Annotated in this window: 15 protein-coding genes; 10 read left to right on the plus strand and 5 right to left on the minus strand. The window is 66.0% G+C overall.

Annotated elements, in window-relative coordinates; translation table 11 throughout:
* The first annotated feature begins 32 nt into the window (after positions 1 to 32).
* The 6 genes from DDZ17_RS11200 (at position 33) to DDZ17_RS11225 (ending at position 4,979) form a co-directional block, all read left to right on the plus strand.
* Positions 33 to 557 carry a nuclear transport factor 2 family protein gene (locus DDZ17_RS11200; RefSeq protein ID WP_116366840.1) on the plus strand — a complete coding sequence of 175 codons (525 nt, stop codon included), beginning with the start codon at positions 33 to 35 and terminating at the stop codon, positions 555 to 557.
* A gap of 97 nt (positions 558 to 654) precedes the next feature.
* Entirely contained in the window at positions 655 to 1,335 is a 681-nt protein-coding gene (locus DDZ17_RS11205) for a TetR/AcrR family transcriptional regulator (protein WP_116366842.1), read from the plus strand.
* Positions 1,336 to 1,337: 2 nt separating this feature from the next.
* The gene (locus DDZ17_RS11210) at positions 1,338 to 2,186 is read left to right on the plus strand and encodes a sterol desaturase family protein (protein WP_116366844.1); all 849 of its coding nucleotides are present in this window, start codon (positions 1,338 to 1,340) and stop codon (positions 2,184 to 2,186) included.
* 152 nt (positions 2,187 to 2,338) lie between these two features.
* Positions 2,339 to 2,674 (plus strand): hypothetical protein, encoded by a 336-nt coding sequence (locus DDZ17_RS11215; RefSeq protein ID WP_116366845.1) that lies wholly within the window; start codon positions 2,339 to 2,341, stop codon positions 2,672 to 2,674.
* A 107-nt stretch (positions 2,675 to 2,781) separates the two neighbouring features.
* Positions 2,782 to 4,365 (plus strand): cation:proton antiporter family protein, encoded by a 1,584-nt coding sequence (locus tag DDZ17_RS11220; RefSeq protein WP_116366847.1) that lies wholly within the window; start codon positions 2,782 to 2,784, stop codon positions 4,363 to 4,365.
* A gap of 74 nt (positions 4,366 to 4,439) precedes the next feature.
* The gene (locus DDZ17_RS11225; RefSeq protein WP_116366849.1) at positions 4,440 to 4,979 is read left to right on the plus strand and encodes a YaeQ family protein; all 540 of its coding nucleotides are present in this window, start codon (positions 4,440 to 4,442) and stop codon (positions 4,977 to 4,979) included.
* On the opposite strand, the gene DDZ17_RS11230 is transcribed toward DDZ17_RS11225, so the two are convergent.
* The gene (locus DDZ17_RS11230) at positions 4,945 to 6,180 is read right to left on the minus strand and encodes a sterol desaturase family protein (protein ID WP_116366851.1); all 1,236 of its coding nucleotides are present in this window, start codon (positions 6,178 to 6,180) and stop codon (positions 4,945 to 4,947) included. The two genes, DDZ17_RS11225 and DDZ17_RS11230, sit on opposite strands and share 35 nt — an antisense overlap.
* A gap of 211 nt (positions 6,181 to 6,391) precedes the next feature.
* Between DDZ17_RS11230 and DDZ17_RS11235 the strand changes: the two genes are divergently transcribed.
* Both DDZ17_RS11235 and DDZ17_RS11240 read left to right on the plus strand, forming a co-directional pair.
* Complete coding sequence (locus DDZ17_RS11235) at positions 6,392 to 7,804, plus strand: AlkA N-terminal domain-containing protein (protein WP_116366853.1); 1,413 nt, start codon at positions 6,392 to 6,394, stop codon at positions 7,802 to 7,804.
* Positions 7,801 to 8,280, plus strand: coding sequence for a methylated-DNA--[protein]-cysteine S-methyltransferase (locus DDZ17_RS11240; protein ID WP_421910186.1), 480 nt, complete (start codon positions 7,801 to 7,803; stop codon positions 8,278 to 8,280). Before DDZ17_RS11235 ends, DDZ17_RS11240 begins: the two co-directional genes overlap by 4 nt.
* Here the strand turns inward: DDZ17_RS11240 and DDZ17_RS11245 are convergent.
* The 3 genes from DDZ17_RS11245 to cysQ all read right to left on the minus strand — a co-directional run bounded on the left by DDZ17_RS11245 (position 8,252) and on the right by cysQ (position 10,453).
* On the minus strand, positions 8,252 to 9,151 hold the full coding sequence (locus DDZ17_RS11245; protein ID WP_116366855.1) for an MBL fold metallo-hydrolase: 900 nt from the start codon (positions 9,149 to 9,151) through the stop codon (positions 8,252 to 8,254). The two genes, DDZ17_RS11240 and DDZ17_RS11245, sit on opposite strands and share 29 nt — an antisense overlap.
* A gap of 67 nt (positions 9,152 to 9,218) precedes the next feature.
* Positions 9,219 to 9,467, minus strand: coding sequence for a YdcH family protein (locus DDZ17_RS11250; RefSeq protein WP_241505860.1), 249 nt, complete (start codon positions 9,465 to 9,467; stop codon positions 9,219 to 9,221).
* Positions 9,468 to 9,607: 140 nt separating this feature from the next.
* On the minus strand, positions 9,608 to 10,453 hold the full coding sequence (gene cysQ, locus DDZ17_RS11255) for a 3'(2'),5'-bisphosphate nucleotidase CysQ (protein WP_116366857.1): 846 nt from the start codon (positions 10,451 to 10,453) through the stop codon (positions 9,608 to 9,610).
* 218 nt (positions 10,454 to 10,671) lie between these two features.
* Between cysQ and yrfG the strand changes: the two genes are divergently transcribed.
* Together yrfG and DDZ17_RS11265 are read left to right on the plus strand one after the other, a co-directional pair.
* Complete coding sequence (yrfG, locus tag DDZ17_RS11260; protein WP_116366858.1) at positions 10,672 to 11,340, plus strand: GMP/IMP nucleotidase; 669 nt, start codon at positions 10,672 to 10,674, stop codon at positions 11,338 to 11,340.
* Positions 11,337 to 11,735 (plus strand): RNA-binding S4 domain-containing protein, encoded by a 399-nt coding sequence (locus DDZ17_RS11265; RefSeq protein ID WP_116366860.1) that lies wholly within the window; start codon positions 11,337 to 11,339, stop codon positions 11,733 to 11,735. The genes yrfG and DDZ17_RS11265 overlap by 4 nt, the downstream gene beginning before the upstream one ends.
* A 15-nt stretch (positions 11,736 to 11,750) precedes the next feature.
* On the opposite strand, the gene DDZ17_RS11270 is transcribed toward DDZ17_RS11265, so the two are convergent.
* Positions 11,751 to 12,956 carry a GGDEF domain-containing protein gene (locus tag DDZ17_RS11270; RefSeq protein ID WP_116366862.1) on the minus strand — a complete coding sequence of 402 codons (1,206 nt, stop codon included), beginning with the start codon at positions 12,954 to 12,956 and terminating at the stop codon, positions 11,751 to 11,753.
* Between the last annotated feature and the right edge of the window lie 38 nt (positions 12,957 to 12,994).

Genomic DNA, 12,994 nt, shown 5'->3' on the forward strand with positions numbered 1-12,994 from the left:
ACCCGCCAACGGTTATAACAAGAGGACACACCATGGCATTGAGTGATGCAACGCTGCGCGCCACCGCGCAGCAACTGATTGACGCCCACGCCGAGGCCTCGCGCAGCAACGAGTGGACCTTTTTTGTGGACGCGCTTTACGCCCGCGACTGTATCTACACCTGCGAGTACGCCGGCGTTATGGAAGTGACCGCCCGCGGCATCGACGAGATCAAGGCCACTCACTACGGCCGTGACATGCAGGTCGGCTGGGAGGGCTGGACCTTCCCCTACGAAGGTGTGTATGTGGGCAGCGACAACCGCCTGGTCACCCACTGGCTGAACCGCGGCCCCGGCCAGCGCCCGGACGGCAGCCACTACCAGACCCCCGGCATCTCCTTCATCACCCTGGATGACGATGCCCGCATCGCCCGCCAGTTCGACATGTTCGACCTGGCCCACCAGATGCACCTGTGCGACGAACTGGAGGACGCGGGCCTGCTGTCACCCCAGCTCAAGGAGAGCTGGGTGCTGCCCATGAAGGCCCGCCTGGAGGCGCAACTGGCCCGCCATCGCTGAGGCGGGCCGCAGGCAATCGACCCAGGTGTAAGGCGCGCCCGCTCAAGGCAAGTTAAGACAGTTGACTTATTAAGTCAGGCGTCTTAACCTGCCTTCCATGGAAACCCCCGCTGACCACCACGCTCCCGCCACGGCGGCCCAGGCACCCAGCCCCTCGGCGCTCACCCTGTTGCACACCGCCGAGCAATTGATTGCCGAACAGGGCATTGACGGCGTATCCAGCCGCGAGATTGCCCGCCGCGCCGGGCAGAAGAACCATTCGGCGGTGAACTACAACTTTGGCTCCTTCGAGGGTTTGGTGGAGGCGCTCATCCACTACCGGGTGGAGCCTGTGAACCGGCGCCGCGAACAGCAACTGGCCCGGGCCCAGGCGGCCGGGGCCACACCAAGCCTGCGGGAGCTGGTGGACCTGATGATTCGCCCGCTGGCGGAAGAGCTGCTGCAGCCCCCCGGACACACTCACTACCTGAGCCTGCTGGCCCAGCTGCTGCCGCGCCCTCCCTGGCGGGAGCTGTTCATGCGCAATCGCGCCCGCTCCGGTGCGCTGCGCGAGGTCTCCGCCCTGGCGGAAGCGCAATTGACACACCTGCCGCCACGCGTTCGCCAGGAACGCCTGCGCCTGCTGGGTGGGCATATTGTGCAAGTGGTGGCGGAGTGGGACACCCAGCGCCGCAGCGGCGAACTGGGTAGCGCCCCCGAGGAGCTGGCCTGGCGCCTGGACGACTTCATTCACTATTCACTGGCCGGCCTGTCGGCGCCGGCGCCGCAGAGAGATTAACCATGGATATTTTTCAGATCGTCGGCCTGGTGGTGTTCGGCAGCTTCCTGCTGCTGTTCGCCGTGGAGCTGCTGGCGGGCCAGCTGGGCCTGTCGCCACGCCCCCTGCGGGACTTCGGCTTTATGCTGTTCGGCCTATTCTCCAACCTGGTGGTGGCGGGCACGCTGATCGGCACCTTCGCCGGCTGGCTGGTGATCCAGCTGTGGCCCAACCACGCCGGCAGCCTTGCCACAGTACCGTTCTGGATCGCCTTCCCGGTGATTTTCCTGGTGGAGGAAGCGGCCCACTACTGGCTGCACCGGGCCTCTCACCAGTGGCGCTGGCTGTGGAAGATCCACCGCACCCACCACAGCGCCCAGCACCTGAACGTGAGCGTGGTGTATCGCTACAACTTCTTCTGGGTCTTCCTGCTGCCCCAGACCTGGATGGGTGCCTTTGCCGTGTACTTCGGCCAGACCACCGCGTATTTCACCGCGGTGTTGATTACCTTCTTCGTCAACCTGGCCACCCACTCCAGCTTCCGCTGGGATCTGTGGCTGCGCGAGCGCACCCCCGCCCCCCTGCAGGGTGCCTGGTGGCTGATCGAGCGGGTGATTACCCTGCCGGACACGCACCACGCCCATCACGCCTACGGCCGCAGCGCCCACCCCAACGGCAACTACGCGGTGACGTTTTTCCTGTTTGACGTGCTGTTTGGCACGGCAAAAATCCCCAATGCCCGCCAGCAAAACTACGGCCTGCCCATTTCCCCGCGCCTGCACTGGGCCGAGGAGTTGCTGTGGCCAATCGTGCGCAAACCCCTGCTGCCCAAGCCCGCGCCAGCCTCAGCGCCGCCGGCATCCACGCCCTGACCGGCAGCACCAGCCGATAATACTGGCCTGCAACCCTAGCCTGTAATAACAGCTCGCAACCCCTTCGGGTGGGCGGGCCCACGCCAAAAAGCGCCGACCGGTCCAGCGTCCGGCCCGCTGTGGTACATTCGCGGAAACCGCGCGGAGACCCCATGCTCACCCGAACCCTGCACCACATGCGCCAGCTGGCCGCCCTGCTGGTTGCCGCCAGCGGCGCCTGGCAGGTCGCCGCCCTCTGGTTCAACCCGCTGAATGAGGGCCACCTGCTGGTGGCCCTGATCGGCGCCGCCTACCTGTTATTAAGCGTCGGCCTGTTCGGCCAGTCCCGCTTCAGCCTGTTTCTGGCGGTGGTGGTACCCGCGCTGCACCTGTGGTTTCTGGTTCATCTCGGGCAGGCGCTCACCAGCCTGCCGGTGGCCATCGACCTGGCCGTCATCCTGCTCAGCGCGCGAGTGCTGTGGGCCCTGCGCCACCAGCCCAGTGTGTAACCCCCATGACCTGACATCCATGGTGGGTATAATCCCGCCCTGCGTTTACCTGCGGCCCAGACACTATTACCTGCGACTCAGACACTATTACCTGCGACCCGGACACTATGCTTGACCCACTGATCATCCTTGTTGCCCTGGCCTGCGGCATGGCCAGCCGTGCGGTTGGCCTGCCGGCGCTGATTGGCTATTTGCTGGCAGGCTTTTTACTGCACGAACTGCAGGTGGGCGGCGGCGATATTCTGCACATCCTGTCGGAGGTGGGCATTACCCTGCTGCTGTTTACCATCGGCCTCAAGCTGCAGCCGAAGGACCTGCTGATGACCCGCATCTGGGGCACCACCCTGGCCCACATGGCCCTGATGCAGGTGTTCTTCCTCGGCGTGTTTTACCTGGCCGGGCAGCTGTTCCCGGCACTGGAGCTCAGCTTCAGCGCCAGTCTGGTAGGGGCCTTCGCCCTCACCTTCTCCAGCACCGTGTTTGTTATTCAGGTAATGCAGGAGCGCGGCGAAATGGCCTCTCGCCACGCCGGCCTGGCGGTGGGCATCCTCATCATCCAGGATCTGGCGGCGGTGGTCTTTCTCGGTTTCTCCGCCGGCAAGGTGCCGGGGCCGGAGGCCCTGCTGTTATTGCTGCTGATTCCCCTGCGCGGGGTCATCCTGCGCCTGCTCACCTTAAGCGGCCACGGCGAGCTGTTCACCCTGTTCGGCCTGACCCTGGCCCTGGGCGGGGCCCAGGTGTTCGAGCTGACCGGCATCAAGGGCGACCTGGGCGCGCTGATGATTGGCGCCGTGCTGGCCGGCCACCAGAAGGCCAAGGAGCTCTCGCGCACCCTGCTGCAATTCAAGGACCTGTTTCTGGTCTGCTTCTTCCTGTCCATCGGGCTGGACGGCTGGCCCCAGCGCGAGATGATGCTGCTGGCGGTGGTGATCGGCCTGCTGGCGGTGATCAAGCCGCCGCTGTACTTCCTGCTGATGACCCGCCTGCACACCCCGCCGCGCACCGCGCTGCTGGCCTCCCTGTCGCTGGCCAACTACAGCGAGTTCGGCTTGATTGTGGTGGCCGTCGCCGCCAGCGCTGGCTGGATGGAGCCCCAGTGGTCTGGCGCCATCTCCCTGGCGATTGCGGTGAGCTTCCTGATTGCCTCGCCGTTGAACCGCTTTTCTCACCCCCTGTACCGGCGCTGGTGTGGCCGCCTGCAGGCCTTTGAAACCGAGCGGGTGCGCGCCACCTGGCCCGACACCCGGGGCACTCGGGTGATCGTGCTTGGCATGGGCAACATCGGCACCGGCGCCTACGAGGCCATTGCCGAACAGTACGGCCCCGAAGTGCTGGGAGTGGATGACAACGACCGCAAACTGGCCGCCCACCGCGCCGCCAATCGCCGGGTAGTGGCCGCCGATGCCTCCGACCCGGACTTCTGGCAGCGGGTTGACCTGGAGCAGGTGGAGCTGGTCATGCTGGCGCTCACCAACCACCAGGAGAACAAACTGGTGGGCCGCCTGCTGGAGGATATGGGCTATCGAGGCCGCATCGCCGCCGTGGTGCGCTTTGCCGAAGAAGCCGAAGAGCTGGAAAACAGCGGCATTTCGGCCTTCAACCTGTACGCCCAGGCCGGCTCGGGCTTTGCCGCCCACGCAGCGGCCCACCTCAGTAGCGCCCAAGCGCAACAGCCAGGGCACAGCGCCTGAACGCCGCGGGCGCCGGGCCCCAGCACACACCGGCGGCCGCCACCCATCACCCCGCCAACGGATCAGGAACCCCAATGGCCCTAAAGCCCACTATTTATAAAGTCCAGCTCAACCTGGCCGACAGCGACCGCCATCACTACGAGGACTTCAGCCTGACCCTGGCACGCCACCCCTCGGAAACCCTGGAGCGCCTGGCCAGCCGGGTACTGGCCTTTGGCCTGTATGCCGCGCCAAACCTCGCCTTTACCAAGGGGCTGTCGACCACTGACGAGCCGGACCTCTGGCAGCACAGCGACTGCGGCGACATTGAACACTGGATTGAGCTGGGGCAACCGGAGCCGGCGCGGCTGCGCAAGGCCAGCGGCGTGGCGCGGCGGGTGAGTGTGGTGAGCTACGGCAAAAGCAGCAACACCTGGTGGAAGCAGAACTGCGCAGACATCACCGGTCTTTCCCGGGTGAGCGTGCTGCAACTTCCCTGGGCGGATGTGCAGGCGGCCGCCGCCCTGGTGGAGCGCAACTGCAGCCTGTCCCTGGCAATTGCCGGCGGGGTGCTCTACCTGGATAACGGCAGCGCGCAGGTCACACTTGAGCCGCGGGCTCTTCAGACCCCATAGGCAGGCGCAACCCCAGCCACAGCAGGAACAGGGCGTTCGCCAGCCAGTAGGCGAGCCCCGCCACCAGCGCCAGCGCACCAAAACCGGCCCGCCAGCCAGCCGCCAGCACCCCGGCCAATGCCAGCAGGCGCAGGCCGTCCCAGGCCAGCGCGGCGCGGCCATCCAGCCACAGGGCGGTGGCGGCGGTGGTTGCCAGCATCAGTGCCCACAGCGTTACCCCCGCGGCGTAGCTCAGCTCCACCGACTGCATGTAATTCAGTAGCGCCACCACCGCCAGCAACTGGAAGAAGGCATACCCGGCAACGCCGGCGCGGGCCGGCGGGTCGTACTTGCGAAAGGTGGACAGGTCGCTCTTCACCCGGGGGTAGCGGGCTTCCACATCCGCCGGGCGCCAGCCCGTGCGCGCCAGCCACACCCGCAATTTGTCGCGCCAGTTTGCCGCGCGCCAGCTGTCGCGGGCCATATCCACGTAGATATGGGTGAGCGCCTTGACCGGGCTGAAGCTGCGCAGGGGGCCGCGGATACCGTAAACGGGCGGGTCGTCGTCAAGCTCCTCCTGAAAGGTGCCGAACAGGCGATCCCACAGGATGAACACGCCGCCGTAATTGCGATCCATATAGCGGTCGTTCTGGGCGTGGTGCACCCGGTGGTTGGACGGGGTAACAAACAGCCACTCGTACCAGCCCAACTTGGGCACATGCTCGGTGTGCACCCAGAACTGGTAGATCAGGTTGAGCGAGCCCACCGTTACCACCACCTCGGCGGGAATACCCAGCAGGTACATGGGAATGTAGAACAGCCAGCCCAGCAAAAAGCCGGTGCTGGTCTGGCGCAGGGCGGTGGACAGGTTGTAGTCCTCGCTCTGGTGGTGGGCCACATGGGCCGCCCACAGAATAGTGCGCTCGTGGCCCAGGCGGTGCAGCCAGTAATAGCAGAAGTCGTACAGCACAAATGCCAGCCCCCAGGTAAACCAGTGCCCGGCATCCATCAGCGGCAGCGAAAAATAATCGGTGATCAGGTAGTAAACGTAGCCGCCCACGCCCAGCGTAACAAAGCGCCGGGCCTGGCTGAGGGTGCCCAGAAACAGGCTGCTGACACTGTCGTTCAGGCGATAGGTATTGCGCTGCCTGCCAAGGCCATAGGCCAGTTCCAGCAGCATGGCCAGAATGAAAAAGGGAACGGCGTAGATGACAAGGTTCATGGCAGAGTGGCGGCTGGCGGCCGTCCTGTTAGCGTGCTGGCAGTATCCTGCCAGTAGCGGCTGAAGGCAAACTGAAGGCCTCCTCACCAACCCCTGCACCAACCCCGGCACCGGCACCGGCACCAACACCAGCACCGACACACGCCCCGCGGCACCGATACAGGGCCGATTCTGGCTAGTGGCGACACCGCCCCGGGGCTATAGTGCAGCCATGGAAACCCCAACCAAGCCATTGCCACCGCCCACCAGCAGCCTGCCGGACCCGGAAACCTGCCGCCGCGCGCGGCTGTCGCGCGACCCGCGCTTTGACGGCGAGTTCTTCCTTGGCGTGCGCTCAACGGGCATTTACTGCCGCCCCATCTGCCCGGCCAGGCTGCCAGCGGAGAAAAACGTGCGCTATTTTCGCGAGGCCAGCCAGGCCGCCGCGGCGGGCTTTCGGCCCTGCCTGCGCTGCCGGCCGGAAGCCGCCCCCGGCAGCCCGGCCTGGCGCGGCAGCGGCACCACGGTAAACCGCGCGCTGGGGCTGATCCAGGGCGGTGCGCTCAACAGCGGCACCCTGGAGCAACTGGCCAACCGGCTTGGGGTGGGCGAGCGCTACCTGCGCAAGCTCTTCCAGCGTGAGCTCGGGGTATCGCCACAGGCGGTGGCCCAGCACCGCCGGCTGCTGTTTGCCCGCCAACTGCTGGTGGAATCGGCACTGTCCATGACCGACATCGCCTTCGCCGCCGGTTTTGGCAGCGTGCGGCGCTTCAACAGCGCCATTCGCGCCAGCTACGGCGTAGCCCCCACCGCCCTGCGCCGCCGAGCCACCACCGGCGACAGCGGCATACAACTGCACCTGCAGTACCGCGCGCCCTACGACTGGGCCGGCGTAATCGACTTTTTCGCGCGCCACGCCATTGAGGGCATCGAAACCGTCAGCCCCGAACGCTACGCGCGCCGGGCCATGCTGGAGGGCCAGCCGCTGCACTTTTCGGTGGCTCCCACGCCCGCTCAACCTGCGCTCACGCTGACGATACACAGCCCCCAGGCCATCCCCCTGATGCCGCTGGTGGCGCGGGTGCGCCGCATGTTCGACCTGGACGCCAACCCCGCCGCCATCGGCGAGGTACTGGGGCGCGATGCAGCCCTGGGTACTTTATTGCAGCGCTTTGCGGGCGTTCGCTCGCCGGTGGTGTGGTCACCGACGGAGGCGACCGTGCGCGCCATTGTTGGCCAGCAGGTGAGCATTGGCGCGGCGCGAACGGTTTGTGCCCGCCTGGCCAGCGCCTGCGGTGCGGCGGACTTCACTGAACCCGCAGCCATTGCCGCCCTGCCGGATACGGCCTTTGCCATGCCCACGCGGCGGCGGCAAAGCCTGCGCGCCGCCTGCCAGCTGCTGGATGACTGCCCGGAGGATGCACTGCTGCCGGCGCTTGCCGCCCTGCCCGGCATCGGCCCCTGGACGCTGGCCATGGTGGCCATGCGCGGCCTGGGTGAGCCGGATGTTTTCCCCGCCGGCGACCTCGGCCTGATCAAGGCCTGGAACGCACTGCCCAACAACGGGCGCCAACTCAAGGACGCCGCCGGCCACTGGCAGCCCTTTGGCGCCTACGCCGCCAACCTGCTCTGGAGAAGCCTGTGAATACCCTGACCATCGACAGCCCGATTGGCCCCCTGCAGCTTGAGGCCAGCAACCAGGGCCTGGCCGCCATTCGCTTTGCCGGCACCCATCACCCCCCCATAGGCAACGCCGCCGACCCGCTGCTGCAACAGGCGGCGCGGGAACTTGCGGAGTACTTTGCCGGCACGCGGCGCCGCTTTGGCCTGGCGCTGGCACCCCGGGGAACGCCCTTCCAACAGCAGGTGTGGCGGGCACTGGAGGACATCCCCTACGGGGCGGTGTGCAGTTACCGGGATATCGCCCGCTCAGTGGGGCGCGAGAAGGCCGTGCGCGCAGTGGGTGCGGCCAATGGCCGCAATCCCCTGCCGATTGTTGTGCCCTGCCACCGGGTGATCGGCAGCAACGGCCAGCTCACCGGTTACGCCGGCGGGCTGGCCATCAAGCAGCAATTGCTGGCCCTGGAAGGGTTCAGCCAGCACTCTCTGCAATGGTCCTGATCCAGCGCGCCTCGTCGATAAAGCCGGCGCCCCAGCTTTCCCACTTCTGGCCCAGGCCCTGGGTGATGATCTCTTCCACGTCGGCGCCCTCTTCCAGGCGCTCGCTGACGATGCCAATGGTGGCTTCGAGCATGTCGGCATAGCGTTGCAGGTCGGCCTTTTTGGCCAGGCTGCCGTGGCCGGGCACAATCACCGTCTTGCCATCAACGCGCTCAAGTACCGCCTGTACATTGGCCAGGTAGCCCTGCACGCTGCCGCCGGAGCCGAGGTCCACAAAGGGGAAGCGATCCTTGAAGAAGTGATCGCCCATGTGCACCACGTTCTGCTCGGCAAAGTACACCACCGAGTCGCCATCGGTGTGGCCTCGGGGATAGTGCTGGGCCTCGATGGTGGAACCGTTAAAGCGCAGGGCCACGGCGTCGGCGTAGGTGACCACCGGCAGCGCCGGGCGCGGGCTGGGTTCCATCACCCTATCCATGGCTTTCATTTCCTGGCGGGTGGACATGCGCGCATACACGTTGTCGTGGGCCACAATCACCGCACCGCGCTCGCCCCAGTAGGCATTGCCGCCGGTGTGGTCGAAGTGCCAGTGGGTGTTGAGCACAAAGCGCGGCGTACCCTTGCCGCCGCCGGCCAGCCCGTCCAGCACCCCGGCATAGGCGGGGGCGTAGTTGGTGTAGTCATCGTCGATGATCAGCACCCCGTCCTCCCCCACCGAGGCAATGACATTGCCGCCCTGGCCCTGTAGCAGGTGCAGCGGCGCCGGCAGGGCGCTGATGGCCACCTTCAGTTCGTCTTCGGCTTGCTGGGCCGCCAGCGGCAGGCTGGTGGCCAGGCTGGCGCACAACAGCAGTGAATGAAGTGGTCGCATGGTGGTTCCCCTCTGGATGAGTTGGCGCCCCGGCTGGGCCGCCCCGCAGCGCCGCTCGGGCGCTGCGTCAGGCGTTCAGGTCGGGGATCAGTTCGTCTTTCAGGCGCTCGATGGCGTCTTTCAGGCGCAGTTTTTCTTTTTTCAGGCGCTGCAGAAGAATCTGGTTCTGGAAGGGAAATTTGTACATCTCGTCAATGCGTAGATCGAGCGCCCGGTGACGGGCCACCAGGTCCTGCAGCCGCATGGCGGGGGTAATTACCTCGTTGGCAGCTTCCCCGCGGCCACCTTCACCTTCCGGGGGCTCTCTCATATTCATTGCACCGCTCCACAACCAGACCTCTCGGGACAGTCGCTCACTCTATACCCACTTCGATTGCACTGACAAGCAAGGGCCTGTTTCAAAGCGCTGTCGCAAGGGCCTGTCGCAACCGCCAAGCGTCTTCGCCCTAACACGCCCTACTCCGACAGCGCCGCCTGGTAGCGCTGCCACAGGGTGTGCTGCGGCGCGCCAATGGCCAAAAAAGGCGCGCTCAGCAGGGTGTCGCGGCGGTTGTATTGCAGGGGTTCGCCGTCCAGCCCGAGCACCGCGCCACCGGCGCCCTCCACCAGGGCCTGCCCGGCGGCCACGTCCCATTCGCAGCAGGGAGAATAGCGGGGATAGAAGTCGCCCTCGCCCTCCGCCAGGTGACAGAACTTGAGCGCGCTGCCGCTGTTGTGGCGCTCCAGCGGCCCCCAGGCCTGTTCCAGCCAGGCCAGGGCATTGCGCAGGCGCTCGCCACGGTGGCGGCGGCTGGCCAGCACGGCCAGCGGCTGCCCCTGGCGCAGGGCGCGGGTGTGGATGGGCTCGCCCTGCCAGCGGCCGTCACCGGCCAGCCCGTAGCGCCAGGCGCCGGTGCGCGGAATGCCCACGTAGGCCAGCTGCGCCAGCGGCTGGTAGAGCACTCCCAGCACCGGGCGGTGCTGGTCGATCAGGGCAACATTAACGGTGAACTCGCCAGTGCCAGCCACAAATTCCTTGGTGCCATCCAGTGGGTCCACCAGCCAGAAGCGTGGCCAATCGTGGCGCCGGGCCTTGGTTTCGGGGGAGGACTCCTCCGACAGCACCGGCAGGCCACCGGCCAGCGCCTGGAGCCCTTCACGCAGAATGACATGAGAATCCAGGTCGGCCCGGGTCAGGGGGGAGTCGTCCTGCTTGGACTCCACCGCCACATCCCCCGGCGCGTGATAGTGGCGGCAAATGGCCTGCCCCGCCCGGTGACAGAGCGCCAGCAGGGGGGGGATGAGATCGTGCAGGTCGGTCACGGCGGCTCCTGAAGGGCAATGGCGCCACTATACCATTGATGCCATCGATGCCCTTGATACCCTTGAAAACCTGCCCCCAACACGACAGCCCCCACACGACGGAATACCCGCAGCACCGCCCAAGCCAGCGCCGCCGCTGCAGTACGCGGCCTGCGTTCAGGGCTAAAAATCGGCATAATACGCAGCCCCTGCCACCACAGACGCAAGCGGATTTCACCATGATCGACTGGGACAGCATCGACACCGTACTGCTGGATATGGACGGCACCCTGCTGGACCTGCACTTCGACAACTTCTTCTGGACCGAGCACATCCCGCGGGAGTATGCCCGGCGCAACAACCTGCCGGAGCAGGAAGCCAGCGACGCCCTGATGGCGCGCATCAGCCAGAACCGCGGCACGCTGGAGTGGTATTGCGTGGACTACTGGAGCGAGCAGTTGGACCTGGATATTCCCGCCCTCAAGCGCGAGCTGAAGCACATGGTGCGCCTGCGCCCCCATGTGCCGGAATTTCTCGACGCCCTGCGCGCCGGCGCCCGGGAGGTGCTGCTGGTCACCAACGCCCACCGCAAAACCCTGGATATCAAAATGGAACAGGTGGACATCACCCCCTGGTTCCACCGCATTGTGGTGTCGCACGAACTGGCCGCGGCCAAGGAAGAGCAGGCCTTCTGGCACGCCCTGCAGCAGCACCACCCCTTCAACCCGGCGCGCACCCTGCTGATCGACGACACCGAAACGGTGCTGGAGGCCGCCCAGACCTATGGCATTGCCCACCTGCTGACCCTGCTGCAGCCCGACAGCCAGCGCCAGAAGCGCATCGACACCCGCTTCCCCGGCATTCACCACTTTGATGAAATCATGCCCGGCGCGGTGCGCTCGCCATGAGTGAGATGCCCGCAAAAGTGCGCGTGGACAAATGGCTGTGGGCGGCGCGTTTTTTTAAAACCCGCAGCCTGGCCAAGGCCGCCATCGAAGGCGGTAAAGTCCAGCTGGACGGTAACCGGATCAAAGTCTCGCGGGAGATCAACGTGGGCGACCGGCTGCAGATTCGCCAGGGCTGGGATGTGAAAGACGTGGAGGTGATCGCCCTGTCCGACCAGCGCCGCGGTGCGCCAGAGGCGCAGCAGCTGTACCGCGAAACCGACGATTCCGTGGCCCGCCGCGAAGCCGAGGCCGCCGCCCGCAAAGCCGCCGGCGGCATGATCGACCGCCCGGCGCAGCGCCCCACCAAAAAACAGCGCCGGCAGATCCACCGCTTTCGAGACCTGATGGACGACTAAACCCGGCCTTGCCGCCTACACCGCCGCAAAGGCAATGGCATTGCGCCCGGCATCCTTGGCCTGGTACAGCGTCTGGTCCGCCAGCTTGATCAGGTCCGCCGGCTCCAGGCTGGCGCCGGGGCGCACCGCCACCACCCCTTGGCTCACCGTAATGTAGGGCGACACCGCGGATTGGCCGTGGTGGATACACTCGGCCAGCACCAACTCCTTCAAACGCTCCGCCGTGCGCTGGGCCGAGTGCTCGCCGGCGCCGGGCAAAATCAGCAAAAACTCCTCGCCCCCGTAGCGGGTAACCACCTCGCCGGCGCGGGCCGTGGCCCGCTGCATCAGATCCGCCAGGCGCTGCAGCACCACATCCCCGGCGGGGTGGCCGTAGGTGTCGTTGTAGTGCTTGAAGTAATCCACATCCAGCAGGATCACCGACAGCTCGCCGCCGCTGCGCCGGGCACGGTTGATTTCATCCCGCAGCACCTGGTTCACCACCCGGCGATTGCCAAGGCCGGTGAGCTCGTCGACGTTGGCGAGGTCTGTCAGCTGGCGGCGCGCATCGCGCAGTTGGCGATTGCGCTCGCGCAGGGAGCGGGTCAAATCCCCCAGCTCCCGCGCCATGGTTTCGCGCTCCCAGTTCAGCGCGATCATATTGCGAAACGACAGATAGACCCGGTTGCTCACCACCAGCAGCACCGCGCACACCGCCAGCGTAAACAGACCGATCAACAGATTGTTGCCCTGCGTCCAGTAGTGCGCCAGGCACCACCAGGCAATGGGCCAGAGCGAGGTGAACAGGTGGGCAATAAAGTATTCGCGCAGCGCCAGGGTGACCCCCATGGACAGGGTGATCACCATGAAAATCAGCAGCAGGAACACCAGCTGTATGGGCTCTGGCACCAGAAACGTGGAGGCAATATAGGCCGATGACCACACCGCCCCGGTAATGGCCGCACCCACCAGCAACTGCCAGTAGGTGCGCCGGGGCCGCTCCTCGTAGCGCCGCTCCATCAGCGCATTGCTCATGAACAGTGAGCGCGCCAGCAGCATGATCAGCATCCCGCAGGCCCACACCAGCAGCCAGCTCACCGCCACAAACTGCCAGAACAGCACCAGGGTCGCCAGCACCCCCAGCATATTGGCGGTGATGGTGGCGATGCGGCCGCTGTGCATGAGCATCTCCAACTGGGCGGAGAACAGCTCGTCGGCCGGTATGCTGCGCTGATAGATCATGGCCGCATGCTACAACGTGGCCACCCGCCGCCTTTAGC

It is taken from the genome of Parahaliea mediterranea (assembly GCF_003402235.1).
GTDB lineage: Bacteria > Pseudomonadota > Gammaproteobacteria > Pseudomonadales > Halieaceae > Parahaliea > Parahaliea mediterranea.